Annotated in this window: 21 protein-coding genes; 3 read left to right on the top strand and 18 right to left on the bottom strand. The window is 65.6% G+C overall.

Annotated elements, in window-relative coordinates:
• The 4 genes from AC1DNF_RS11205 to AC1DNF_RS11190 all read right to left on the bottom strand — a co-directional run bounded on the left by AC1DNF_RS11205 (window position 1) and on the right by AC1DNF_RS11190 (window position 6,151).
• Entirely contained in the window at window positions 1-1,533 is a 1,533-nt protein-coding gene (locus tag AC1DNF_RS11205) for a SpoVR family protein (RefSeq protein WP_478148656.1), read from the bottom strand.
• A complete protein-coding gene (locus AC1DNF_RS11200; protein ID WP_478148764.1) occupies window positions 1,530-2,813 on the bottom strand; it encodes a YeaH/YhbH family protein in 1,284 nt (427 codons plus the stop codon). Before AC1DNF_RS11200 ends, AC1DNF_RS11205 begins: the two co-directional genes overlap by 4 nt.
• A 28-nt stretch (window positions 2,814-2,841) precedes the next feature.
• Window positions 2,842-4,764: a PrkA family serine protein kinase gene (locus AC1DNF_RS11195; RefSeq protein ID WP_478148763.1), complete on the bottom strand. Its 1,923-nt coding sequence runs from the start codon at window positions 4,762-4,764 to the stop codon at window positions 2,842-2,844.
• A gap of 385 nt (window positions 4,765-5,149) precedes the next feature.
• Window positions 5,150-6,151, bottom strand: coding sequence for a tripartite tricarboxylate transporter substrate binding protein (locus AC1DNF_RS11190; RefSeq protein ID WP_478148655.1), 1,002 nt, complete (start codon window positions 6,149-6,151; stop codon window positions 5,150-5,152).
• Between the two features lie 159 nt (window positions 6,152-6,310).
• Between AC1DNF_RS11190 and AC1DNF_RS11185 the strand changes: the two genes are divergently transcribed.
• Entirely contained in the window at window positions 6,311-6,964 is a 654-nt protein-coding gene (locus AC1DNF_RS11185) for a FadR/GntR family transcriptional regulator (protein ID WP_478148654.1), read from the top strand.
• Window positions 6,965-7,009: 45 nt separating this feature from the next.
• Window positions 7,010-7,813 (top strand): molybdate ABC transporter substrate-binding protein, encoded by an 804-nt coding sequence (locus AC1DNF_RS11180; RefSeq protein ID WP_478148653.1) that lies wholly within the window; start codon window positions 7,010-7,012, stop codon window positions 7,811-7,813.
• A 34-nt stretch (window positions 7,814-7,847) separates the two neighbouring features.
• Here the strand turns inward: AC1DNF_RS11180 and AC1DNF_RS11175 are convergent, their stop codons facing one another.
• Window positions 7,848-9,683: an EAL domain-containing protein gene (locus AC1DNF_RS11175; RefSeq protein ID WP_478148652.1), complete on the bottom strand. Its 1,836-nt coding sequence runs from the start codon at window positions 9,681-9,683 to the stop codon at window positions 7,848-7,850.
• Window positions 9,680-10,834 carry an ABC transporter substrate-binding protein gene (locus AC1DNF_RS11170; protein WP_478148651.1) on the bottom strand — a complete coding sequence of 385 codons (1,155 nt, stop codon included), beginning with the start codon at window positions 10,832-10,834 and terminating at the stop codon, window positions 9,680-9,682. Before AC1DNF_RS11170 ends, AC1DNF_RS11175 begins: the two co-directional genes overlap by 4 nt.
• 713 nt (window positions 10,835-11,547) lie before the next feature.
• On the opposite strand from AC1DNF_RS11170, the gene AC1DNF_RS11165 reads away from it, so the two are divergent.
• Window positions 11,548-13,428, top strand: coding sequence for a GspE/PulE family protein (locus AC1DNF_RS11165; protein ID WP_478148762.1), 1,881 nt, complete (start codon window positions 11,548-11,550; stop codon window positions 13,426-13,428).
• A gap of 6 nt (window positions 13,429-13,434) precedes the next feature.
• On the opposite strand, the gene dnaJ is transcribed toward AC1DNF_RS11165, so the two are convergent.
• The 12 genes from dnaJ to AC1DNF_RS11105 form a co-directional block, all read right to left on the bottom strand.
• On the bottom strand, window positions 13,435-14,574 hold the full coding sequence (gene dnaJ / locus AC1DNF_RS11160) for a molecular chaperone DnaJ (protein WP_478148650.1): 1,140 nt from the start codon (window positions 14,572-14,574) through the stop codon (window positions 13,435-13,437).
• Window positions 14,575-14,685: 111 nt separating this feature from the next.
• Window positions 14,686-16,620 carry a molecular chaperone DnaK gene (gene dnaK, locus AC1DNF_RS11155; RefSeq protein WP_478148649.1) on the bottom strand — a complete coding sequence of 645 codons (1,935 nt, stop codon included), beginning with the start codon at window positions 16,618-16,620 and terminating at the stop codon, window positions 14,686-14,688.
• Between the two features lie 116 nt (window positions 16,621-16,736).
• The gene (grpE, locus tag AC1DNF_RS11150; RefSeq protein ID WP_478148648.1) at window positions 16,737-17,303 is read right to left on the bottom strand and encodes a nucleotide exchange factor GrpE; all 567 of its coding nucleotides are present in this window, start codon (window positions 17,301-17,303) and stop codon (window positions 16,737-16,739) included.
• A gap of 138 nt (window positions 17,304-17,441) precedes the next feature.
• Window positions 17,442-17,792 (bottom strand): FKBP-type peptidyl-prolyl cis-trans isomerase, encoded by a 351-nt coding sequence (locus AC1DNF_RS11145; RefSeq protein ID WP_478148647.1) that lies wholly within the window; start codon window positions 17,790-17,792, stop codon window positions 17,442-17,444.
• 39 nt (window positions 17,793-17,831) lie between these two features.
• A complete protein-coding gene (locus AC1DNF_RS11140; protein WP_478148646.1) occupies window positions 17,832-18,173 on the bottom strand; it encodes a winged helix-turn-helix transcriptional regulator in 342 nt (113 codons plus the stop codon).
• Between the two features lie 148 nt (window positions 18,174-18,321).
• Window positions 18,322-19,173 (bottom strand): archaetidylserine decarboxylase, encoded by an 852-nt coding sequence (gene asd / locus AC1DNF_RS11135; RefSeq protein WP_478148645.1) that lies wholly within the window; start codon window positions 19,171-19,173, stop codon window positions 18,322-18,324.
• Between the two features lie 68 nt (window positions 19,174-19,241).
• Window positions 19,242-20,234: a Bug family tripartite tricarboxylate transporter substrate binding protein gene (locus tag AC1DNF_RS11130; RefSeq protein WP_478148644.1), complete on the bottom strand. Its 993-nt coding sequence runs from the start codon at window positions 20,232-20,234 to the stop codon at window positions 19,242-19,244.
• Window positions 20,235-20,366: 132 nt separating this feature from the next.
• Window positions 20,367-21,131 (bottom strand): SDR family NAD(P)-dependent oxidoreductase, encoded by a 765-nt coding sequence (locus AC1DNF_RS11125; RefSeq protein ID WP_478148643.1) that lies wholly within the window; start codon window positions 21,129-21,131, stop codon window positions 20,367-20,369.
• 14 nt (window positions 21,132-21,145) lie between these two features.
• Window positions 21,146-22,747 carry a galactarate dehydratase gene (gene garD / locus AC1DNF_RS11120; protein WP_478148642.1) on the bottom strand — a complete coding sequence of 534 codons (1,602 nt, stop codon included), beginning with the start codon at window positions 22,745-22,747 and terminating at the stop codon, window positions 21,146-21,148.
• An 11-nt stretch (window positions 22,748-22,758) separates the two neighbouring features.
• Window positions 22,759-23,769 (bottom strand): lactonase family protein, encoded by a 1,011-nt coding sequence (locus AC1DNF_RS11115; RefSeq protein ID WP_478148641.1) that lies wholly within the window; start codon window positions 23,767-23,769, stop codon window positions 22,759-22,761.
• A 3-nt stretch (window positions 23,770-23,772) separates the two neighbouring features.
• Window positions 23,773-25,125, bottom strand: a complete 1,353-nt coding sequence (locus AC1DNF_RS11110) for a TRAP transporter large permease (protein ID WP_478148640.1) — start codon at window positions 25,123-25,125, stop codon at window positions 23,773-23,775.
• A complete protein-coding gene (locus tag AC1DNF_RS11105) occupies window positions 25,116-25,610 on the bottom strand; it encodes a TRAP transporter small permease (RefSeq protein WP_478148639.1) in 495 nt (164 codons plus the stop codon). Before AC1DNF_RS11105 ends, AC1DNF_RS11110 begins: the two co-directional genes overlap by 10 nt.
• Window positions 25,611-25,613 lie beyond the last annotated feature (3 nt).

The following is a 25,613-nucleotide window of genomic DNA, read 5'->3' as shown; positions in this document are numbered from 1 at the left end:
TCAGTGGGAGGGCGGCGCCGCCACCTTGCGGTGGCTCACCCGACCCTGGCTGTCGATGCTTTCCAGGTGCACGTCGAAGCCCCACAAGCGCGCGACATGCTTCAGCACCTCCTGAGAATCGTCGTGCAAGGGCCGATTGTTGTGCTGCGTATGGCGCAGCGTCAGTGAGCGGTCGCCGCGCACATTGACGCTCCACACCTGGATATTGGGCTCGCGGTGATTGAGGTCGTACTGGCGAGACAGCGATTCGCGCAACTGCCGGTAGCCGCTGTCGTCATGGATGGCCGACACCTCGAGTTCGGGATCGCTCTCCTTGTCCCGCACCGAGAAGAGCCGGAAGTCGCGCATCAGCTTGGGCGAAAGGAATTGTCCGATGAAGCTTTCGTCCTTGAAATTGCGCATCGCATAGTCGAGCGAGGTCACCCAGTCGGAGCCGGCGAGGTCGGGGAACCAGCGCCTGTCTTCCTCCGTCGGCTTCTCGCAGATCCGGCGAAGGTCGGTGAACATGGCAAAGCCCAGTGCGTAGGGATTGATGCCGGTGTAGGCGCGATGGCCGATCGGCGGCTGGAAGACCACGTTGGTATGGGACTGCAGCCACTCCATCATGAAGCCGTCGGCCAGGAGTCCCTCGTCGTACAAGGTATTGAGCAGGGTGTAGTGCCAGAAGGTGGCCCAGCCCTCGTTCATCACCTGGGTCTGGCGCTGCGGATAGAAGTACTGCCCGATCTTGCGCACGATACGCACCACTTCGCGTTGCCAGGGTTCCAACAATGGTGCATTTTTCTCGATGAAGTAGAGCAGGTTCTCCTGGGGTTCGGACGGAAAGCGCTTCGAGGCTTCCTCCTCCTCCGCGCTGCGGCCGCCGCGCCTGGGCAATGTGCGCCACAGGTCGTTGACCTGTTGCTGGAGATGGTGCTCACGCTCCTGGCGTCGGGTCTGCTCCTGGCTGAGCGATAGCTTCTGGGGGCGGCGGTAGCGGTCCACGCCATGGTTCATCAGCGCGTGGCAGGAGTCGAGCAGGTCTTCGACGGCGCCCACACCGTGACGCTCCTCGCACTCGGTGATGTAGTTGCGGGCGTAGACCAGGTAGTCGATGATGGATGAGGCGTCCGTCCACATCCTGAAGAGGTAGTTGCCCTTGAAGAAGCTGTTGTGCCCGTACGCGGCATGGGCGATCACCAGGGCTTGCATCGCCATGGTGTTCTCTTCCATCAGGTAGGCGATGCACGGGTCGGAGTTGATGACGATTTCGTAGGCCAGGCCCATGTGTCCGCGGCGGTAGTTCTTCTCGGTGGAGATGAACTGCTTGCCGTAGGACCAGTGGCGGTAGATCACCGGCATGCCGACCGAGGCATAGGCATCCATCATCTGCTCGGCGGTGATGATCTCCAACTGGTTGGCGTAGGTGTCCAGCTTGTAGCCGCGTGCCACACGTGCGATTTCGGCGTGGTACTGCTCGATGAGTTCGAAGGTCCAGTCCGAGGGGCTGGGCAGGGGCTCCCTCGTTCTGGTGCTCGCGGTGGTGGTGCTCATGACGGCGTCCTCTCCTTCTTGAACAAGTCACGGAACACCGGATAGATGTCCTGGGCGTCGGCAACCTTGCGCATCGCAAAATTCCTGTGCGATTCCACGAGCTGGGTGTATTCCTCCCACAGGTTCTGCTCGGCTTCGGCGACCTGCACATAGGCGTAGTAGCGAACGAGGGGCAACAGCTGGTCGCGCAGCAACTCGCGGCATCGGCCGCTGTCCTGGTGCCAGTTGTCGCCATCGCTGGCCTGTGCGCCGTAGATGTTCCAATCGCTGCTCGGATAGCGCGCCCGGATGATCTCGTGCATCAGCGTCAGCGCGCTCGACACCACGGTACCGCCGGTCTCGGTGGCATGGAAGAACTCTTCCTCGCTCACCTCGGCGGCCTGGGTGTGATGGCGGATGAAGACCAGGTCGATCTTCTCGTAGTGCCTTGTCAGGAAGAGATAGAGCAGCATGAAGAAGCGCTTGGACATGTCCTTGCGCGCCTCATCCATCGATCCCGACACGTCCATCAGGCAGAACATCACCGCCTTCGCCGAGGGGACCGGGACCCTGACCCGGTTGCGGTAACGCAGGTCGATCGGGTCGAGGTAGGGAATGTGCTTTGCCTTGGCGCGAAGCTCCTCCAGCCTGGCCTCTGTTTCCTTGATCTCGCGCTGGACCAGGGCGTCCGCCGCGCGCGGACTGCGCCGAAGATGCAGGAGATGGGCTTCGAGTTCACGGATTTCGCGTCGGGACTCACCCCCCAGCGCGATGCGCCGCGCCAGCGCGCCGCGCATCGAACGCACCACATGCAGGTTGGTCGGCATGCCATCGCTGGTGAAGCCGGCGCGGTGGCTCTTCCATTCGGGCACTTCCGCGAGCTGAGTGCGCACCAGGTCGGGCAGGGCGAGGTCCTCGAAGAAGACCTTCATGAATTCTTCCTTCGTGAGACGGAAGACGAAATCGTCGTCTCCGCCTTCACCATCGCCGGCCTGCTGGCCGCTGCCTGCGCCGCCGCCTTGCTGCGGCCGCTCGATGCGGTCTCCCTTGACGTACTCCTTGTTGCCGGGATGAACGTATTCGCGGTCGCCACCCTGACCATGGCCGAACACCGGCTCGGAAACGTCGCGCTTGGGCAGCGTGATGTCCTCGCCCTGCTCGAGGTCGCGGATGTTGCGGCCGCTTACCGCGCGGCGCACGGCTTCGCCGATCTGCTCGCGATAACGCCGCAGGAAACGCTCGCGGTTGCCGATGGATTTGTTCTTCCCCGACAGCCGGCGGTCGATGATCTGCTGCAGCATGGCCACGGCCGGAACTCCTTCTAGCTCATCATGAGCTCTTGCGAACGCGCAGATACCACTCGCACAACAGGCGTACCTGCTTCGCTGTGTAGCCCTTCTGCACCATTCGGTTCACGAAATCCTCGTGCTTCTTCAGCTCGTCGGCGCTGCTCTTGGCGTTGAAGCTGATGACGGGGAGCAGCTCCTCGGTGTTCGAGAACATCTTCTTCTCGATCACCGTGCGCAGCTTCTCGTAGCTCGTCCACAGCGGATTCTTGCCCGCATTGCCGGCGCGCGCTCGCAGCACGAAGTTCACGATCTCATTGCGGAAGTCCTTGGGGTTGCTGATGCCCGCGGGCTTTTCGATCTTCTCCAGTTCGCCGTTGAGCGAACCGCGATCGAAGACTTCGCCGGTGTCCTGGTCGCGGTATTCCTGGTCCTGGATCCAGTAGTCGGCGTAGGTCACGTACCTGTCGAAGATGTTCTGGCCGTACTCGGAGTAGCTTTCGAGGTAGGCCGTCTGGATCTCCTTGCCGATGAACTCCGCATAGCGAGGCGCCATCAGCTCCTTGATGTAGGAGAGGTACTTCTGCTCGGTCTCGGCCGCGAACTGCTCGCGCTCGATCTGCTGCTCCAGTACGTACATCAGATGCACGGGATTGGCGGCGACCTCGCTGCTGTCGAAGTTGAAGACCTTGGAGATGATCTTGAAGGCGAAGCGCGTGGAGACGCCGCTCATGCCCTCGTCCACACCCGCGTAGTCGCGATACTCCTGGATGGACTTGGCCTTGGGGTCGGTGTCCTTGAGGTTCTCGCCGTCGTACACCTGCATCTTGCTGAAGATGCTGGAGTTCTCCGGTTCCTTCAGGCGCGTCAGCACCGAGAACTGGGCCATCATGCGCATGGTGCCGGGCGCACAGGGCGCCTGGGCGAGCGACGAGTTCCGCACCAGCTTCTCGTAGATCTTGATCTCTTCCGACACCCGCAGGCAGTAGGGGACCTTGACGATGTAGATACGGTCGAGGAAGGCCTCGTTGTTCTTGTTGTTGCGGAAGGCCTTCCACTCGCTCTCGTTGCTGTGGGCCAGCACGATGCCGTCGAAGGGGATGGCGCCGAAACCTTCGGTGCCCTTGAAGTTGCCTTCCTGCGTGGCCGTCAGCAACGGATGCAGCACCTTGATCGGCGCCTTGAACATCTCGACGAATTCGAGCAGACCCTGGTTGGCCAGGCACAGGCCGCCGGAGTATGCATAGGCATCGGGATCGTCCTGGGCGAAGGTCTCGAGCTTGCGGATGTCGATCTTGCCGACGAGGGAGGAGATGTCCTGGTTGTTCTCGTCCCCCGGCTCGGTCTTGGCCACCGCGATCTGCCGCAGCACCGACGGGTAGCGTTTGACGATCTGGAACTTGCGGATGTCGCCGCCGTATTCCTCGAGCCTCTTCACGGCCCACGGCGAGAGAATGCGCTGGAGGTAGCGGCGCGGGATACCGTATTCCCTCTCGAGGATCTCGCCGTCTTCGGCCGCGTCGAAGAGCCCGAGCGGTGTCTCGTTCACCGGCGAGCCCTTGATGGCGTAGAAGGGCACATGCTCCATGAGCTGCTTCAGACGCTCGGCGATGGAGCTCTTGCCGCCGCCCACCGGCCCCAGCAGGTAGAGAATCTGCTTCTTCTCTTCAAGGCCCTGCGCGGCATGCCGGAAGTACGACACCACCTGCTCGATGGCGTCCTCCATGCCGTAGAACTCCCTGAATGCAGGATAGATCTTGATGACCTTGTTGGCGAAGATGCGCGACAGACGAGGGTCGTTGCGCGTATCCACCAGTTCAGGTTCACCAATGGCCTTGAGCATCCGCTCCGACGCGGTGGCGTAGGCCATCGGTTCGCGTTTGCAGATCTCAAGGTACTCCTGCAGGGACAGGACCTCTTCGCGCGTACGCTCGTAACGAGCGGCGAAGCTGCTGATGACATCCACCATAGACACCTCCATCGAGTCAGCGGGGCGCTGCCCGGAGTTTCCGTGCTGCACACTTTGCATCGTTCGCAGGAATGGTGCCAGGTGATGTGTGCACGCTTTGGATTAACTCCTCAAGCAGAGAACTTGACTTGCACAAAGCATAGAACAAACAGCCCGTCCAGCAAATTGGTTTTCAAATAAGAACGACCGCACCGTCTAAAAGTTCCAACGCCGCCGTCACGTATCTACCGACATATTCGCTCACATAACGTCTGTCGCCCAGCTTCAGCCTACACGTCTTCGGCCGGCGTAGGCGTGCGGCTCGAAAGGCGGCGAGGAAAGTGCCGGCACGAAGGAGAGACGTGCACCTGCGTCCTCGGCTGGGTTCCGCGCATGGCCTGTGCTATTCGACCTTGCCGATCGTGCGCACGGCCTTGGTCATCACTGCGGCGTCGGCGCTCCAGTATGTCTGGAACTCGGGCGCGTCGAGGTAGGCCATCGGGCTGCCGGCCTTCTCGATGACCTGCACCACCATGGGATCGATGGCGGCCTTGGCCGCGGCGGCGCGAAGCCTGCGCACGATGTCGTCCGGCGTGGCGGCGGGCACGAAGAGCCCCGACCATTGCGCGAATTTCACCTTGAATCCGGCCTGTTCGAGGCTCGGCACATCGGGCAGCGCGGTCAGCGGCTTGTCGCCCCAATGCGCAAGCGCACGAAGCTTGCCGGCCTTGATCTGCTGCACGACGGTGGATGGTCCGCTCGCCACCGCATCGACCTGTCCGGAGAGCAGTGCAACAACAGCGGGCCCGGCGCCGGTGTAAGGGATGTGCGTCATGCGAAAGCCCGCCGCGTTCTTCAGCATCTCCATCGGCACATGCATGGTGCCGTAGTTGCCCGAGCTCCCGTAGTTGTAGGCGCCGGGCTTCGCGCGCGCGTCGGCGATGAACTCCGCCAGCGTCTTCCACGGCGCATCCGCGCGCACGACCAGCACCGTCGGGTCCGCCGTGAAGCGCGCGATCGGCTTGAACTGGCTCATCTGGTAGGCGGTCTTGCGTTCGAGGAGGGTGTCGGCCTCGGGAATGATCGAGATCGAGGACAGACTCATGAGGATGGTATAGCCGTCAGCGGGCGCGCGTGCGACGAAACCCATGCCGACGGCGCCGCCCGCGCCCGCCTTGTTCTCGACGATGACGGCTTGCTTGAGTTCGCGCGCCAAGGCGTCGGCCACCGGCCGCGCAACCGTATCGGCTACGCCGCCCGGCGGAAAGGGCACGATCATCGAGATCGGCTTGTCGGGCCATGACGGCTGCGCGAACGCCGCGGTGTTCGCGGCGCAACACGCGGCGAGCACGAGCAGGGCGCGGCGCGTTGCGGGTCGGTGAGGGGGCATTTGTTCTGTCTCCATGGTGTTCTTCTGAAGGTTCTGCATCTGGGCCAATGCGGATCAAGATGCTACCAATGAGATACCAAGTTCACAATAGCGCCATCCTGTGCCATCGTTGATACGATCGGCGCCTTCGTCCACAACCCGTTCAGCTTCTCCATCGTGCACAGTGCCCTGACCTTGCGGGAAGCCATTCTCGAGAACCTGAAATCGCGCGTATGGCGGGCCGGCCATCGCCTGCCTACGGAGCGCGAGCTGAGCGGGCAATACGGCCTCAGCCGTTCGACGGTCCGTCGTGTGCTGGCGGACCTCAAGAGCCGGGGTCTCATCACGCAGACCGTGGGCAGCGGCACCTATGTCAGTGGGGAGGTGGGTCGCGCCCTGGCGGAACTCAGCAACGGCAGCTCGCCGCTGGCCACCAGTCCGGCGGAATTGATGAGCGCGCGCCTGGTGCTCGAGCCGGCAATCGTTGCGATGGTGGTCGGAAGCGCAACGGCGGCGGACTTTCTTCGAATGGAGGAGTATTGCGATCGGGGCGAGACAGCGGCAACCATCGAGGAGTTCGAGGTGTGGGACGGCAGGCTGCACGAGGCCATTGCAGATGCCACGCACAACAGTTTCATCTCCACGGTCTTCCAGCGCATGAGCGAGGTGCGGGCGCAGAGCGAGTGGGGCATGCTCAAGCGGCGCAGCGCCACGACCGAGCGCAGGCTGGACTACCAGCGCGAGCATCGCGAGCTGGTCGCTGCGCTCAAGGATCGCGATGGCGAGCGCGCGGCAAGACTCTGCCTTGACCACCTGCTGAACGTGCGGCGCAACCTGCTGGGCTATTGAAGACCGCCGGGCGCCGGCTTGCGGAAAAGCCCCCCGCATTGACCGATGTTACGGTGGCGTATATATTCGCGATCACTGGGCGTGCCAGGCAACCAATCGATACCAATTGCCTGGGTGGAGAAGGTCTCGCGTCATCAAGACAGATGCAGGGGTGGCACGATGAATGTTCTTTGCACGGGCGTTGCGCACGGTGTGGTCAGGTCGTCGCGGAGCGCATTCTTCGAGGCGGAAGGTGTCCAGGTGACGTGGCGCTCCGGCCCCTTGAGCCTCTTGAAGGAGGCCTTGCTGGCGGGTGAGCCTTGCGATGTGCTGATCGCCAGTGCGCCCATGGTGGCCGTCCTGCAGCGGGAAGGTCGCCTGATGCCCCGAACGGAAGCCGCCCTGGGGCGGGTGCGTACTGGCCTGGCGGTGCCCGAGGGCGAGCCGATGCCCGACATCTCGACGCCCGAGACGCTGAGGTCGCGCCTGCTGGCCGCCAGCGCGATCTACTTCCCCCACGCACAACTCTCGACGGCGGGCATCCATTTCGCGACGGTGCTGGCGAAGCTGGGCATCGCCGAGGGGGTGTCCGGACGGCTGCACACCTTCGCCAGTGGCATCCTGGTGATGAGCGAACTCGCCGCCGCGCCGCAGCTCGGGGCGATCGGCTGCGCGCAGATCACCGACATCAGGGACACACCCGGCGTCGTGCTGGTGGGCGCCTTGCCTAAGAGTTTCGATCTTGTGACGGTGTACACCGCCGCGGTGGCCGCGAGCGCCAGCGATCCGGCGATCGCCCGATGCTTTGTCGACTGGATCTCGGGGCCTCGGTCGCGCGCGCTTCGGGCGCAGAGCGGTTTCGAGTTCTGAGTTCGCCGGCGTCGAAGGTTCCGGCGCCATGGCGTCACGGGACGGCGATCAGCCGCGTCGATGGCGCCGGAAAGGCCGAGCGGCCGGGCGGCCGCTGCGCGCCTGCTTCGCGAACGGCGATGCCTGAGAGGGCCAGCTTGGCCTCGTGCTTGGCCAGCGCTGCTTCGCTCGCGACTTCCTCGGCCCGGCTGTACATGCCCCGTGCAATGCGCACAGCGCCGATGGAAAGCGTCGTGCAGGGGAAGAAACGGGTCACGCCGTGCCGGTCCTCCGCTTCGAAGCCTCCGGCGGCGCGTGCCGATTCGTCGAACAACGTGGGCGCCTGTTGGGCGAATCCGTCCACGATGCGCTCGCAACGCCGCTGCCAGTCCCTGCTCTGGAACAGGATGATGAAGTCGTCGCCGCCGACATGCCCCACGAAATCGTGGCGAGCGTCGCAATGCGAGATCGCCAGCTTGGCCACCATGCGGATCATCTCGTCGCCGAGCCAGAAACCGTAGCGGTCGTTGAAGGGCTTGAAGTCGTTCAGGTCGGCATAGCAGGCCGCGAACTCGGCGCCGCTGGCCAGCAGGCGGTCGATGTGCAGGCTGATCGGAATATTGCCGGGCAGGAAGGTCAGCGGGTTGGCGTGGCGCGCCGCCTCGATGCGTGTCTCGGTCACGGCGCGCACGAGCTGATCGCCCGTGCCCAGCCCCACATATCTTCCATTCTCGGTGACGATGAATCCCTCGCTGAGGTAGCGCTGGTCGTCGGAAGTCAGAATGCCGATCAACTCGGCGACGTCGTCATCGAGCTCGATCACGCGCGGTGTCCGGTTGGCATAGGCCACGCAGGGCCGGCGGCCGTGCACCTCGCGGAAATAGAGGCGCGCGTAGTCGTTCATGAACTGCTGCCGGTTGATGAGTGCTACCGGCCGTCCCTCGGCGACCACCGCCAGCGCGTGGAGGTCCGTGTGTCGCTGGAACGCCAGGGCAACCTCGTCGTTGGTGCTCCGGGGGGACATCGCACCGGCCTGGATGACCGTCAGGCTTCGAAGGGCGCCCGGGCGCGCCTGCTGCTGCGCATGCGGCATGACGGCCACGCGGCTGCCTTTCACGACATTCAATGCGGCGGCCGGCACGGCCATCGCGAGCCCGGCCTGGGGGCGGCCGAGGAAATAGCCCTGCCCGTACCCGATCTCCAGGTCGCGCAGCACGCGCAGGTCATCGCCGTTCTCGATGCCTTCAGCCACGAGTCGAGTGCCGAAGGCGTCGCCGATGGCGCGGATGGCGCGCACGACTTCCAGTTTCTCGGCGCTGGCGGCAATGCCTTCGGTGAAGAATCGGTCGATCTTGACGAAGTCCGGCTTCAGTTCGGTCCACAGTCGAAGGCTCGAATGACCGTTGCCGAAATCGTCCAGCGCCAGAAGCGCGCCCGTGGCATGGAGCATCTTCACGGCCTGGCGCAGCGCTGCGATGTCGCTCGCTGCCTCGTACTCGGTGATCTCTATCGTCAGCATGCGCGGCGACACGCCCGAAGCCGCCAGCATGCGCTCGAGGGCGTAGGGCTGGTCACCGGTCATCGCGGCCGTCAGCACGTCAGCACTCATGTTGAGGAAGAGGCGGCCCGGCTCGCGCATGCGGCCCCAGTGGGCAAGGATCACCTCGGCGCAGTGCAACTCGAATGCGGGCAGCGATGATTCGCGCGCGGCGGCCGCCAGGAGGCTGGCGGGCGTGTGCAGCCTTCCGCCCGCCGGGCCCCGGATCAGCGCCTCGTGGGCGAAGATGCAGCCGTCGCGGAAGTTCACCACCGGTTGGAAGAGCGGATAGAGACCGCCGTCCCGCATGAGGCGCTGCAGCGGTTCTCCCGCGAGTTCGGCGAGCTCCTTCATTCGACGAAACCGCCCTGGGAATTCAGCAGGATCTGGCTGACGAAGCCGCCGGCCCTGCCGTTCCCGGCGAATGCCACGCGATAACCGTCGAACTCGATCGACCGCCGTTTCTGGAATTCGGCGAGGACGCGGGCTCGACCGGCGTTCGGGCCGGCGGCGCCGAGGACGTTGGCCGCGTACCGCCCCGCCAGATAGCCCGCCAGACTCATCGGGGACGGCGCTTCGTCGAACAGACGGGCCAGCGCCTCGCGATATGCGCGCACGACAGGGACCTTGCTCGACATCGGATTGGGAACGACGCGCGTGAAGACGACGGGCACCGCCTTGCCGGGATTGAATTGGAGGAAGCTGGCGATGTCCACATCCGACAGACATACCAGATAGCGTTGCCGGCCCTTCCTGTCCAGGCCCTGCGTGAAGCGCGCCAGGTCGATGCTGCCGCCCATGAACAGAAGGAAGACAGGAATGTCCGGCGCCAGCCCGGACGCGAAGGCGGCGATGTCCTTGCCCTGCGGCACCGTCAGTACGCGCGCCTTCAGTTTCAGCCGCTCGGTCGCCTCCGCCAGGCCCGCGTGCAATGCCTGCTCCAACATCGGGTTGGGGTAGACGATCCCGAGTTCCGTCACGCCCATGGCGGCGAAGTTCTTCATCACGTAGCGGATCTGGTCCTCGCGAGATGCGAACAGCGAGAACAGGTTGCCGCCGGCATCGAATCTCGAATCGGCCAGCCAGGGCGCCACATGCGCGATCTCCAGCCGGACCTGAGCCGCCTCCCGCAGGCTGGCAAGCGCCAGGCCTTCGCCCACGGCGCCGATCAGCGCCACCTGTGCCGTGTCATTCTTGATGAGCTGCAAGGCATTGCGCACCGAGGCTGGCGAGGCGTCGGTCTCGACGGTCGACAGCAGCGGCAAGGGGACATTCGACTTCCTCAGTTCGGCGAAGGCGAGGCGGATGCCTGTGCTGTAGTCGCGCGAGAGTTCCTGCTGATCGGGTGAGGTGTCCAGAAGCTGGGTGATGCGTGTGACGGCCGTTTCCGCCGGTCGTGGCTGCGCGATGGCCGATGTTGCGGCGCCCGCCAGCGTGGCGACCGCCGTGGCTGCGGCCGCGCCGCGCAGCAGGCGGCGGCGCCCCGTCGAGTCAGTGGATTTCATGACGGCGGATCGTAGGGAGGGGGTGTGTCACGACAACCACAGTCATTCGCGCTTTTCCGCATCCTGTGGAAAGCTCCACACCTGCGGCGAAATATTTTCAGGCGCGGCGCGGCGGCGGCGGGCTCTTCGTGATCCCGCCGCGCTGGAGGCGCTTAATCCACATGGCCATGACAATCAAACCCTTGAGCTTGCAAACCCCCGGCAAGGCGACTGCCACGGACCGAGAGGAGCCCGGCGAAGGCTTCCTCTGGCCGAATCCGCCCTATGTTCTCTACCCGGGCGCAACGGCGCCATCCGCGCCCCTGCCTTGCGAGATCCTCGGCCTCAACGACAAGCGAGTGCCCGGCCTGTTGACCGGCTTCGCCGTGGCGGAGGAGACAGCCCACGTTCAGCTTTCGCGCACGCGGCCCGCGATCGCGCTGCGTTTCGAGCAGTTTCGCGCGCTGACCATCACCACGCCGCTGGAGCCGCTGGCGGCGGGTTCGCGATCCTCCGCGCCACGGCCCGCGCGCTCCAACTATCGCGTGCTGCTGAATGACGGCGTCGAACTGAACGGCGAGACGGTGGGCCAGGTCGAGACCGGATTCGGCCTGTTCCTGTTCCCGCCGACGGGCGATGACGGTGCCGTTCGGCGCATGTTCGTGCCGCGCTGCGGCTATCAGAGCTTCTCGCTCGACGAGCAAGGCGCGGCCCCCGATTCCGCCGCCCCCGATCTGTTGTCGCAGGAGGTGCTGTCGCCGGAGCAGTTGCTGGCGGCGATCGAGCGGCAGGCCCGAATGCCCATCGTGCGGATCGGCGAGGCGCTCACCGCGCTGGGCATGATCACCGAGAGTCAGCTGCGCGAGGCACTGACACTGCAGCAGCTCGACCGCAGCATCCCCCTTGGCGAAACCCTGGTGCAGATGGGCGTCGTGACCCGTCCGGACCTGCAGATGGCGCTGACCCGGAAGATGGGCTACCCGCTGGTGAACCTGGATGTCTTTCCGGTCGAGGCCGAGGCGCTTCGCAAGCTGGGCCACGGCGTCGCGCTGCGGCTGCAGGTGATGCCGCTGCTGGTGCGTGACGGCCGGCTCATCCTCGCGATGGACGACCCGGCCAATCGCCACGCCGCCATCGAGGAGGTCGAGTTCAACGCCCAGATGAAGGTGGTCGCCGTGCTCGGCAAGTCACGCGACCTCGACGGCGTGCTGCAGGCCGCGTACGAGAAGATCGGTGCCAGCGAGGGCCGGCCCCAGGGCGCGGAGCTGCGGCCGATCGACTACGACCTCGGCGACACCAACGAGCTGCTGGAGACCCTGGAGAAGGAAGGCCTGCACTCGAGCGACAACGACGCGCCCATCGAACAGTCGGACAACTCCCTGGTGCGGATGATCAACCGCATGATCCTCGAGGCCCACGGTGGCGGAGTGTCCGACATCCACATCGAAAGCTACCCCGGTCGCGAGAAGATCCGCATCCGCTTCCGCAAGGACGGTCGGCTCAAGACCTACCTCGAACTGCCGCCGAACTACCGCAACGCCATGATCGCGCGCATCAAGATCATGTGCGACCTCGATATCAGCGAGAAGCGCAAGCCGCAGGACGGCAAGATCAACTTCGCCAAGTTCTCGCCGCAGCACCGCATCGAACTGCGGGTGGCGACCATCCCGACCAACAACGGCCTGGAAGATGTCGTGATGCGCATCCTGGCATCGGCCAAGCCCATCGCGCTGGACCGGCTCGGCCTCTCGGAGCGCAATCTCGCGCAATTGAAGCGCGCGATCGAGCGGCCCTACGGCATGGTGCTGTGCGTGGGGCCGACCGGCTCGGGCAAGACGACCACCTTGCACTCGGCGCTGATGCACATCAACCTGCCGGAGCGCAAGATCTGGACCGCCGAGGACCCGATCGAGATCACGCAGGCCGGTCTGCGGCAGGTTCAGGTCAATCCGCGCATCGACTGGACCTTCGCCAAGGCGCTGCGGGCTTTCCTGCGCGCCGACCCGGACGTGATCATGGTCGGCGAGATCCGGGACGAGGAGACCGCCAAGACGGCGGTCGAGGCCTCGCTCACCGGTCACCTGGTGCTGTCCACCCTGCACACCAACAGCGCGCCCGAGACCGTGACGCGCCTGCTGGATATGGGCATGGACCCCTTCAACTTCGCCGACTCGCTGCTCGCCGTGCTGGCCCAGCGGCTGGTGCGCCGGCTGTGCTCGCATTGCGTCGAGAGCCGGCCGGCCACCGAAGAAGAGGTCGAGGAGCTGCTGTCGGACTACATGCACGCCTTCGAGTCCAGCGACACGCCGCAGGCGCGCGAGGATGCGCGTGGCGACTGGCTGGCGCGCCACGGCCGCGAAGGCCGCTTGCTCAGATACACGAGCGTCGGCTGCTCGCACTGCGACGACACGGGCTTCAAGGGCCGCGTCGGCATCCACGAACTGATGGTGATGTCGCGCGAGTTGCGGCGGCTGGTTCAGACCGGCGCCCGCGCCGAGATGCTTCAGGAGACGGCGCTGCGCGAAGGCATGCGCACCCTGCGTCAGGACGGCATCGACAAGGTGCTCTCCGGGCAGACCACCATCGATGAGGTGCGCGCGACGAGCAACCTCTAGGGCCGCTTAGCTGAAGAATTCCTTCGCCTTGCCGAACCAGCTCTTCTCGGTCGGGCTGTGCTTGTCGCCGCCCTTCTTGAGCGACTCGTCGAGTTCCTTCAGGAGCTTGCGCTGGTGCTCGGTGAGCTTGACCGGCGTCTCGACGCGCACGTGGCAATACAGGTCGCCGGGGTAGCTGGAGCGCACGCCCTTGATCCCCTTGCCGCGCAGGCGGAACTGCTTGCCGCTCTGTGTGCCGTCCGGAATGTCGATGGCGGCCGCGCCCTTGAGCGTTGGAACGTTGACCTCGCCGCCCAGCGCCGCGGTGGTGATGCTCACCGGCACGACGCAGTGCAGGTCGTCACCGTCCCGCTCGAAGAGGTCATGCTTCTTGAGCCGGATCTCGATATAGAGGTCGCCGGGCGGCCCGCCGTTGGTGCCCGGCTCGCCGTTGCCGGTGCTGCGGATGCGCATGCCGTCGTCGATGCCGGCCGGAATCTTGACCTCCAGCGTCTTGTTGGTCTTGATCTTCCCCTGGCCATGACAGACGGTGCAGGGCTCGGGAATGATCTTGCCGGTGCCGTGGCAGGTCGGGCAGGTCTGCTGCACGCTGAAGAAGCCCTGGCGCATCTGAACCGCGCCCTGGCCGTGGCAGGTGGTGCAGGTGATGGGCTTGGTACCTGGCTTGGCTCCGTTGCCCTTGCAGGTGCCGCACTCGTCCCAGGTCGGAATGCGGATCTGCGCATCCTTGCCGTCCGCCGCTTCCTCCAGAGTGATCTCCATCGCGTAGCTCAGGTCGCTGCCGCGGAACACCTGGCGCCCACCACCCTGGCGGCCGCCGCGCGCGCCGCCGAACACGTCGCCGAAGATGTCGCCGAAAGCTTCCGCGAAGCCGCCGAAGCCTTCGGGCCCCGGGCCGCCGCGCATGTTCGGGTCCACGCCGGCATGGCCGTACTGGTCATAGGCCGCGCGCTTCTGGGCGTCCGAAAGCATCTCGTACGCTTCCTTGACCTCCTTGAACTTGGCCTCGGCCTCCTTGCCCGTGTCTCCGTGGTTGCGGTCGGGGTGGTGCTTCATCGCGAGCTTGCGATAAGCCTTCTTGATCTCTTCCTCGCTCGCGTTCTTGGGGACGCCGAGGGTTTCGTAGTAGTCGCGTTTGGTGGCCATGTTCAGTGGGCGGTAGCGGAATCGGAATGCAGACGGAAAAGCGCGTCAATAAGCGGAAAGAGGCCGGACCGCCTTTTCAGGTGATCCAGCCCCTGGGTCAAGGCAGGGCGCTCAGCCCTTCTTGACTTCCTTCACTTCGGCATCGACCACGTTGTCGTCGGCCGGAGCGCTTGCGGCTTCCGGGCCGGCGCCCGGCTGGCCACCTGCCGCGGCAGCCGCCGCCTGCGAGTCGGCGTACATCTTCTCGCCCAGCTTCTGGCTCGCGGACATCAGCGTGTTGGTCTTTTCCTCGATCGAGGCCTTGTCGTCGCCCTTCAGGGCTTCCTCGACAGCCTTGATGGCTGCCTCGATCTTTTCCTTCTCGCCGGCATCCAGGGTCGCGCCGTGTTCGGCCAGCGACTTCTTCACGCTGTGTGCCATGGCTTCGCCCTGGTTGCGGGCCTGCGCCAGCTCGACCTTCTTCTTGTCCTCGGCGGCATTGAGCTCGGCGTCCTTCACCATCTTCTGGATTTCTTCTTCGCTCAAGCCAGAGTTCGCCTTGATGGTGATCTTGTTTTCCTTGCCGGTGCCCTTGTCCTTCGCGCCGACATGCAGGATGCCGTTGGCGTCGATGTCGAAGCTCACCTCGATCTGCGGCGTGCCGCGCGCGGCCGGCGGAATGCCTTCGAGATTGAACTCGCCGAGCGCCTTGTTGCCCGCGGCGATCTCGCGTTCGCCCTGGAACACCTTGATCGTCACGGCCGGCTGGTTGTCCTCGGCGGTCGAGAAGGTCTGCGCGAACTTGGTCGGGATCGTGGTGTTCTTCGTGATCATCTTGGTCATCACGCCACCCATGGTCTCGATGCCCAGCGACAGCGGGGTCACGTCGAGCAGCAGCACGTCCTTGCGGTCGCCGGAGAGCACCTGGCCCTGGATGGCGGCGCCGACGGCCACGGCTTCGTCGGGGTTCACGTCCTTGCGCGGTTCCTTGCCGAAGAACTCCTTCACCTTTTCCTGCACCTTGGGCATGCGGGTCATGCCGCCGACCAGGATCACGTCGCTGATGTCGGACACGCTCACGCCGGCATCCTTGATGGCGGTGCGGCAGGGAGCGATCGTGCGCTCGATCAGCTCGTCGACCAGGCTTTCGAGCTTGGCGCGGGTGAGCTTGATGTTCAGGTGCTTCGGGCCCGACGCGTCGGCCGTCACATACGGCAGGTTGATGTCGGTCGCCGCGCTGTTCGAGAGTTCGATCTTGGCCTTCTCGGCGGCTTCCTTCAGGCGCTGGAGCGCGAGCACGTCCTTGCCGAGGTCAACGCCTTGCTCTTTCTTGAACTCGGAAATGATGTAGTCGATGATGCGCTGGTCGAAGTCTTCGCCGCCCAGGAACGTGTCGCCGTTGGTCGACAGCACTTCGAACTGCTTCTCGCCATCGACATCGGCGATCTCGATGATCGAGATGTCGAAGGTGCCGCCGCCCAGGTCATACACGGCGATCTTGCGGTCGGTCTTGTCCTGCTTGTCGAGGCCGAAGGCCAGCGCCGCGGCGGTCGGCTCGTTGATGATGCGCTTGACGTCCAGGCCGGCGATGCGGCCGGCATCCTTGGTGGCCTGGCGCTGGCTGTCGTTGAAGTAGGCCGGCACGGTGATCACGGCCTCGGTGACCGGCTCGCCCAGGTAGTCCTCGGCGGTCTTCTTCATCTTGCGCAGGATTTCAGCGCTGATCTGCTGCGCCGCGAGCTTCTTGCCGCGCACTTCCACCCAGGCGTCGCCGTTGTCGGCCTTGACGATGCTGTAGGGCATCAGGTCGATGTCCTTCTGCACTTCCTTTTCGTCGAACTTGCGGCCGATCAGGCGCTTGACGGCGTAGATCGTGTTCTTGGGGTTCGTGACGGCCTGGCGCTTGGCCGAGGCGCCGACCAGCACTTCACCATCCTCCTGGTACGCGACGATCGACGGCGTGGTGCGCGCACCCTCCGAGTTCTCGATCACGCGAATGGTGTTGCCTTCCATGATCGCCACGCACGAGTTGGTGGTGCCGAGGTCGATGCCGATGATTTTGGCCATGATTGTGTTTCTCCTGAGTGCGAAAGATATGTTGTTGTGAACTTGTGGATAACCCGACTCGATTCAAGGGGATGAAGCGGGGATTTCCTGTGGATTCGTTGGCTTTCGGAGGGGGATCAGCCGGGGGCGCTGACCGTGACCAGCGCGGGGCGCAGTACGCGCTCGGCGATGGTGTAGCCCTTCTGCAGCACGCCGACGATGGTGTTCGGGTCCTGCTGGACGCCGGGCACGACCGAGATGGCCTGGTGCTGGTGCGGGTCGAACTTGCTGCCGGCCGGGGGCGCGATCTCGATCACCTTGTTGCGCTCCAGCGCGCTCTTGAGCTGGCGCAGCGTGGCTTCGGCGCCTTCGCGGATCTGCTGGGGCGTGGCGTCCTGGATAGCCAGGCCCGCCTCCAGGCTGTCCAGGACGGGCAGCAGACCTTCGGCGAAGGATTCGATCGCGAACTTGCGGCCCTTGGTGATTTCCTCGTCGGCGCGGCGACGCGCGTTCTGCACGTCGGCCTGGGCGCGCAGGAACTGGTCGGCCAGCTCGGCGTTCTTCGCCTTGAGCGCGGCGATCTCGTTCGAGGCCGCTGCCAGCGCGTCGGCCTCGTTGGCGGCCTGCGCGGCTTCCAGCTCTTCGGGGCTGGGCTCGCCTTGCAGGGTTTGGGGGTTCGATGGGGTGTTGTGCGGGTCTGACATGCTTAGAAAGCCGGCTGCCACGCCGGAAAATCAACGAAAACGAACATTAGCCCGCCAGTTGGGGGCTGGCAAAGCCGTTTTCAAGACAAAAAAAAGCGCCCGCGAAGGCGCATGGGGGAGCCGGCGGTGCCGCTGCGCTCAGTGGGCGTCGAGCAGCTCGACGTCGAACTTCAGGGTGGCGTTGGGCGGGATCACGCCGCCGGCGCCGCGCGCGCCGTAGCCGAGCGCCGGCGGGATGATCAGCGTGCGCTGGCCGCCGATCTTCATGCCGGCCACGCCTTCGTCCCAGCCCTTGATGACCTGGCCCGCGCCCAGCGAGAACGCGAAGGGATCGTTGCGGTCGCGGCTCGAATCGAACTTGGCGCCCTGCACGCCATCGTTGTAGAGCCAGCCGGTGTAGTGCACATGCACATGCTGGCCAGCCTTGGCTTCGGCGCCTTCGCCGACAGTGGTGTCTTCGTACTGCAGGCCGGAGGAAGTGGTGGGCATGGAACGCTCCTTGGTTCGAATTGAAAAGAGCCGCGCAGTTTAACGATCTGCGGTGACGGGGGGCGCGGTCGGCAGGGTCTTCTTGATCTGGCTCAACTGCCACTTGCCGGCGAAGGCCTGCAGATCGGACAGGCGCTTGAGCAGGTCCTGGCCGCTGAGCGTCAGGCTGTAGCCGTCGCCGCCGTGGTTCACGAGTCCGGCCTCGCGAAGTTCCTTGATGCGGGTGTTGAGCGTGTTGGGCGTGATGCCGCCGACGCTGTCCTGCAGCAGGCGGAAGGTCTGCGCATGGCCGTCGCGCAAGGCCCAAAGAACGCGAAGCGCGTAACGGGCTTCCAGCAGCGCAAGCAACTGGCTGACCGCCGCGTTTTCCTTGCCACTCATGAACGTCTTCTCCTCGGGTCGGCGCGTTTTTCTTATTGCTGGATGCCGGGACCGCCCGGATCGGCCGGCGACTATATCGCAGAATATTTCATGCTACAAGTTTTATAGCTGTAGCGTGAGGCCTGTTGCGGCCTTCCGAAGCGAAGTCTCAGGAATTGGAGTAGTTGGCCATCGCTTCGCCGAGTCGCACGGGCCTGGCGGGCGACCACGCCGGGTTGAAGACCAGCGGCGGGGCGGGGAACAGCATCACCACGGTCGAGCCGAGCAGGAAGCGGCCCATCTCCTCGCCTTGCTTGAGCAGGATCTGCCGGTCCTCGTAGTGCCACTCGCGCACCTCGCCGCCGCGCGGCGGGTTGACCACGCCGTGCCACGCCGTCGCCATGCTGCCGACGATGGTCGCGCCCACCAGCACGAGCACGAAGGGCCCGCGCGCCGTCTCGAAGACGCACACCACGCGCTCGTTGCGGGCGAACAGGCCGGGCACGCCGCGCGCCGTCGTGGGGTTCACCGAGAACAGGTCGCCCGGCACGTAGATCATGCGCAGCAGCCGCCCGTCGCAGGGCATGTGAATGCGATGGTAGTCCTTCGGGCTCAGGTAGAGCGTGGCGAAGCTGCCATGCGCGAAGCGCGCGGCGAGGCTTGCATCGCCGCCGACCAGCGCGGTGGTCGAGTAGCGGTGGCCCTTGGCCTGGAAGATCTGGTCGCCTTCGATGGGGCCGAACTGGCTGATGGCGCCGTCCACCGGGCAGACCAGGGCCGCCTGCGCGATCGGCCGCGCGCCGGGCTTGAGCGCGCGGGTGAAGAAGGCGTTGAAGCTCGCGTAGCTGCGGATGTCGCTGTCGAGCGCCTCGGCCATGTTCACGCCGTACTTGGCGACGAAGCGGCGAATGATCCAGGTCGTGACGGCGCCCCGTTCCTTGCCGGCCACCCAGCCGGCGAAAGAGGTCAGCGCCTGCTTGGGAAACAAGTACTGGGGCAGGACGGGGAGGCGGTCGGACAAGAGGTCTTCCATGAAGGGGAAGGCGATTCTATCGAGCGGCCATCGGGCCGCTCGGCGGAACAAGCGCGTCAGTCAGCCTTGATGTTGGCGGCCTTGATGACCTGCGCCCATTTCTCGACCTCGGACTTCTGGAAGGCGGCGATCTGCGTCGTCGTCATGTCCGAGGGCTGCATGCCGAAGCTCTTGAGTTTCTCCTGCATCTCGGGCTGCGCGAGGATCTTGCGGATTTCCGTATGCAGGCGGTCGATGATGGGCGCCGGCGTGCCGGCGGGCACGAAGATCGCCTGCCACGACAGCACCTCGAAATCCTGGAGTCCCGGCACGCCCGATTCGGCGATCGTCGGGACGTCCGGCATCGAAGGCAGGCGCTTGGCCGAGGTCACGGCGATCGCGCGCAGCTTGCCGCTCTGGATGTGCGGGCCGGCGACCACGGTGGTGTCGAACATCATCTCGACCTGGCCGCCGATCACGTCCTGGATGGCGGGGCCGCTGCCCTTGTAGGGAACGTGCGTGAACTTCACGCCCGACTTGTAGGCCAGCAGTTCCAGCGCCAGGTGCTGCGAGGTGCCCGTGCCGGCCGAAGCCGACGAGATGCCGCCCGGCTTGGTCTTGCTCGCGGCCAGCACATCCTTCAGCGTCTTGTAGGGGCTCGCCTGGTTGACCACCAGCACGACCGGGTTGGTGCCGATCAGCGTGACCGGCGAGAAGGACTTCCGCGGGTCGTAGCCGATCCTCGGATAGAGGCTGACGTTGATCGCGTGCGAACTGATGGTGCCGCCCAGCAACGTGTAGCCGTCCGGCGCCGCGCGCGACGCGACTTCCGATCCGACGCTGCCGCCGGCTCCGCCCTTGTTGTCGATGATGACGCTGGTGCCCAGCGCCGCGCCGAGCTTCTGGCTGATCAGGCGGCCCAGCACGTCGGTGGTGCCGCCGGCGGGGAAGGGCACGATGTAGGTGATGGCCTTGCCCGTGGGCCATTGGCTTTGCGCGAAGGCCGGCAGCCCGTAGAGCCCCCCGGCGACAGAGGCGATGGCGGTATGAATGAGAGTGCGTCGTTGCATGAGTGGAGTCTCCTGGTATTTCGAGGCCCGGTGGGACACCGCGGATCCGGCTTCGCCGGTCCTCCGGTGTCGCCCCCGGAGGGGGGAAGGCGAAGCGACACGAAGTGCGCGCAGCCTGGGGGCGAACCTGTGTCAGGGCATGTACTGACCGCCGTTGACTTCGAGGATCTGTCCCGTCACGTAGCTCGACATCTGTGTCGATGCGAGATAGAGGAAGGCGCCCACGCACTCCTGCGGGTCGCCGATGCGGCCCATCGGAATGGAGGCCTTGAAGGCTTCGAGCATCTGCGGCGTCGAGAACTGGTCGTGAAAAGGCGTCTGGATCACGCCCGGCGCGACCGCGTTCACGCGGATGTTGTCGGGTGCGAGCTCCTTGGCGAGGCCGCGTGTCGCGGTGCTCACGAAGCCCTTGGCGCCCGCATACAGATAGGCGCCGGGTCCGCCGCCATTGCGCGCCGCGATCGAAGTCACGTTGATGATGCAGCCGCCCTGGCCGCGCCGGCGCATCAGCGGCACCACTTCGCGGCAGAAGACCAGCGCCGAGCGCGCGTTGATGTGAAGCACATCGTCGAAGAGCGCATCGTCGAATTCGGCGATGGGCACGCGCTTGACCAGGCTGCCCGCGTTGTTGACCAGGATGTCGATGCCGCCCCAGCGCGCGGCGGTCTCGTCCACCACGCGCTGGATGGCCGCGCTGTCGCGCACGTCGCCCTGCAGCGCGAAAGCCTCGCCGCCGGCCCGGGTGATCGCATCGACCACCGTCTGCGCCGCGCCCGCCGACTTGTTGTAGTGCACCGCCACGCGCACGCCGCGCGCGCCGTAGGCGATCGCGACCGCGGCGCCGATGCCCGTGCTGGCGCCCGTGACCAGCGCCGTCTTGCCCTTGAGATCTTCCATGGTTCCTTTTCCTTTCAGGTGACGGGTGCGGGATTGAAGAGCACCAATGCGTTGTGCAGCTTCCAGTGCTCGGCCCAGGTCTTCTTGCGGCCGCTCGCCACGTCGAGCATGAGGTGGAACAGCTCCCAGCCCATTTCCTCGATCGTGGCCTCGCCGTCGGCGATGCGCCCCGCGTTGACATCCATCAGGTCGTGCCAGCGGCGCGCGAGATCGCTGCGCGTGGCGACCTTGATCACCGGCACCTCGGCCAGGCCATAGGGCGTGCCGCGGCCGGTCGTGAACACATGCAGGTTCATGCCGGCGGCGATCTGCAGCGTGCCGCAGATGAAATCGCTCGCCGGCGTGGCCGCGTAGATCAGGCCCTTCTGCCTGGCCTTTTCGCCAGGCGAGAGCACGCCCGAGATCGGCGCGCTGCCGCTCTTGACGATCGAGCCCATGGCCTTCTCGACGATGTTGGAGAGGCCGCCCTTCTTGTTGCCCGGGGTGGTGTTGGCGCTGCGGTCGACCCGGCCCTTCTCCAGGTAGGCGTCGTACCAGGCCATCTCGCGGATCATGGCCTGGGCGACTTCGGGCGTGGAGGCGCGCGAGGTCAGCTGGTCGATGCCGTCGCGCACCTCGGTCACTTCCGAGAACATCACGGTGGCGCCGGCGCGCACCAGCAGGTCGGTGCAGAAGCCGACCGCGGGATTGGCCGTGACGCCGGAGAACGCATCGCTGCCGCCGCACTGCACGCCGACCACCAGCTCGCTGGCCGGCACGGTCTCGCGCCGGCGGTCGTTCAGGCGCTCCAGATGTTCCTCGGCCTGGCGCATGATCGAATCGACCATCGACATGAAGCCCACGTGCGCCTCGTCCTGCAGGCACACGACATCGAGGTGGGTGTCGGCGTTGTCGCCGACATCCGCCACATTGCGCTCGTCGATGAGCGGGATGGTGCCCGGCGGCATCAGCCGCTCGGGCTGCAGCTTCTCGCAGCCCAGGCTCACCAGCATCACCTCGCCGCCGAAATTCGGATTCAGACTGATGTTGCGCAGAGTGCGGATGGGCACGATGGCGTCGGGCGCGTCGATGGCCACGCCGCAGCCGTAGCTGTGTTCCAGCGCCACCACGTCGTCGACGTGAGGGTACTTCGGCAGCAGCTCGGCCTTGATGCGCTGCACCGCGAAGTCCGTCACGCCCGCCACGCACTGCACGGTCTGGGTGATCGCGAGGATGTTGCGCGAGCCCACCGAGCCGTCGGCGTTGCGATAACCATCGAAGGTGTAGCCCTCCAGCGGCGGCTGGGCGGGCGGCTTGACGGTGGCGATCGGCAGACCGTCGAGCGAGCGCGCATCGGGCATCGCGAGCAGGCGCTCGTGCACCCAGCTGCCCGCCGGAAGGTCGCGCGTCGCGTGGCCGATGACCACGTTGTAGCGCAGCACCGGCGTGCCGGCCGGGAGATCGACCAGCGCGACCTTGTGGCCTTGCGGCACCTTGTCGACCAGCGTGAGCCCGGAAGGGAAGACGGTGCCGGCCGGCAGGCCGCCGTCGTTGGCGACGATCGCGACGTTGTCGCGTTCGTGCATCGTGATGTAGAGCGGTGGGCGGATGGGGGTGCTGGTGGTACTACTGGGCATGGGAATCCTCTTCAAGGCGACAGCATGATGCTCTCGACCCAGTTGGGCCCGCGGCCCGCGGGGCTGTCGCCGCAGTCGGACAGCGAGCCGGCATGGGGGTCGATCGCATAGAGGCGCAGGCGGTTCGAGCGCTGGCCGGCCGCGACCAGGAAGCGTCCGTCGGGCGTCACGTTGAAGCCGCGCGGCTGGTCCTCGGTGGGCACGTGGCCGACGAGCCTCAGCTCGCCGCTGGCGGCGTCGACGTGGAACACGGCGAGCGTGCTGGAGCGGCGCTCGCTGCTGTAGAGAAAACGCCCATCGGGCGTGAGGTGCAGGTCCGACGCCCACGGCTCGCCGCTGAAGCGGGGCGGCAGGGAGCCGATCGTCTGCACCGTGCGCAGCGTCCCCGTCGTTTCGTCGAACGCGAGGACGTCGATCGCCGCATCGAGTTCATTGAGCAGGTAGACGAAGCGCGCGTCGGCGCTGAAGACGAAGTGCCGCGGGCTCGCGGATGCGTGCGGCGCGAAGGTGGGCGGCGTGTTCGGCGTCAGCTCCCCGGTCGCGGCGTCGAAGCGAAACTGCATGACGACTCCGCCGCCCAGGCTGGTCGCGAACACGAAGCGATTGGAGGGATCGGCGTGGATCGCATGCGCCTTCGGATCGGTCGGCAGTACCTGTCGCGCGGCCTGCACGACGCCGTTCGCATCGATCGGGCTGACGGCGATCTGGTTGCCGCCGTAGGAAGCGCTCAGCAGGAAGCGGCCGCCGCGGTCGGTGGCGATGGACGCCATGCTGTGCGGCAGCGCGGCATGGCCGATGGCATCGAGCTCGCCGCTCTTCGGGTCGATCTCGAAGCTGAGCGCCTCGCGCGGCTCCGAGCGGCGCGCGGCGTAGAGCCGGCGCCGGTCGGGGCTGAGCGCCATCGGCATCACCTCGCCGCCGACCTCCACGCGCTGGATCGGCGCCAGCGTGCCGCGCTGTGGGTCGATATGCAGGACCGAGATATCGCCGCTCTCGGCGTTGGAAACATAGACGGCGAACATCGGTCAGAACACCGGGTGGCCGGTGATGAGCGTGGGCAGCCAGGTCGAGAAGGCGGGCACGTAGGTCACCAGGGTGATGGCAATGAAGATCGCCAGGTAGTAGGGCCAGGCGGTCTTCGTCGCCTCGCCAATGGAGATCTTGCCGATCGCGCAGCCGATGAACTGCACCGTGCCCACCGGCGGGTGGACCAGCCCCAGCGCGCAGTTCAGCAGCAGCATCATCCCGAACTGCACCGGGCCCACGCCCATCTGGATGGCCAGCGGCAGGAACAGCGGCGTGGTGATCAGGATGTGGGCCGCCATGTCCAGGAAGATGCCCAGGAAGATCTGGATGATGTTGATATAGAGCAGCATCAGCCAGGGCGTGGTGGTCGCGGCCAGCAGCGCGGCCTCGATCGTGTCCGGGATCTCTAGGTACGCCATCTGGTAGCGCAGCATGTTCGACACGCCGATCAGCAGCAGGATCACCCCCGTGGTCTTGGAGGCCTTGGCCAGGGACTTGAAGAGCTTCTGCCGTGTCATCGTGCGGTAGATGACGACCGTCAGCAGCAGCGAATACGTGACCGCGATGGCCGCCGCCTCGGTGGCCGTCGTGATGCCTTCCATCACGCACGCCAGGATGATGACGATCACCAGCAGGCCCGGTATCGCGGCGACGAAGGTGCGCACCACGGCGGCCCAGCCCGGGAAGCGCTCGAGCATCGTGGTGCCGTCCTCGCGCTTGGGAAAGCCGTACTTCGCCGCCTGCCAGTAGGCCGCGACCAGCATGCACACCATGATCCAGAACACCGGGATGAGGCCCGCGAACATCAGGTCGCCGATCGAGACGCCCTTGATGGTGTGCCCCGCGATCTCGCCCGCGGCCGCCTGCGCCGCGAACGCATAGATGATCATGTTGTGCGAGGTCGGCATCAGCGCGCCCGACAGCGACGCGTGCGTCGTGACGTTGACCGCATAGGCCGCGCTGTAGCCCTCGCGCTTCATGATCGGGATCATCACGCCGCCCATGGCCGAGGTGTCGGCCACCGGCGAGCCCGACACGCCGCCGAACAGCGTCGAGGCCATCACGTTGGCCAGGCCCAGGCCGCCCTTCCAGTGGCCGACCAGGCTGCGGGCGAAGGCGACGATCTTGTCGGCGATGCCGCCATGCAGCATCAGTTCGCCGGAGAAGATGAAGAAGGGGATGGCGAGGAACGAGAAGACGTTCATGCCCGAGACCATCATCTGGATCGCGGTCTCGAAGGGCAGGCCCTCGAAGGCGAAGGTCAGCAGGCAGCTCAGCCCGATCGCGAACGCGACGGGCATCCCGAGCAGCAGGAACAGCAGGAAGCCGAGGGAGAGGATCGTCAGTGCCATGATGGGACGACCTCATGGCCGGTGAATTGCGCGATGAGGTGTTCGAGCGAAAAGAGGGTGATGAGCACGCCGGCGATCAGAACCGGCGCGTAGCGGGTCGCCTCGGAAAGCCCCAGGGTGGGGATCGTGGTGTCCCGCGTCGAGACCGCCATCTCGGCGCCGCCGAGGAAGAGGGCGACCGCGAACGCGATGCTCAGGACGTAGACGATGAACCTGCACCAGAACTGCGCGCGCGGCGGCAGCGTCTTCACCAGCGAATCCATGCCGATGTGCCCGGCGTCCCGCACCCCGGCGGAAGCGCCGAACATGGCCACCGAGATCACCAGCAGCAGGGCGACCTGCTCGACGTAGGGCGGCGCGTCGTTGAAGACGTAGCGCAGCACCACGCCGTAGACGACGACGCCGAGCAGCCCGACCAGGCAGATGCACGCGAGGTACATCGTCCAGCGCGACAGCTTCGCGTTGATGTGGGAGAACAGGCTCATCGC

This window comes from Variovorax sp. 01T432 (genome assembly GCF_056398605.1).
The sequence above is the reverse complement of the archived record's forward strand: the minus strand, read 5'-3'. Positions and strand labels throughout refer to the sequence as shown.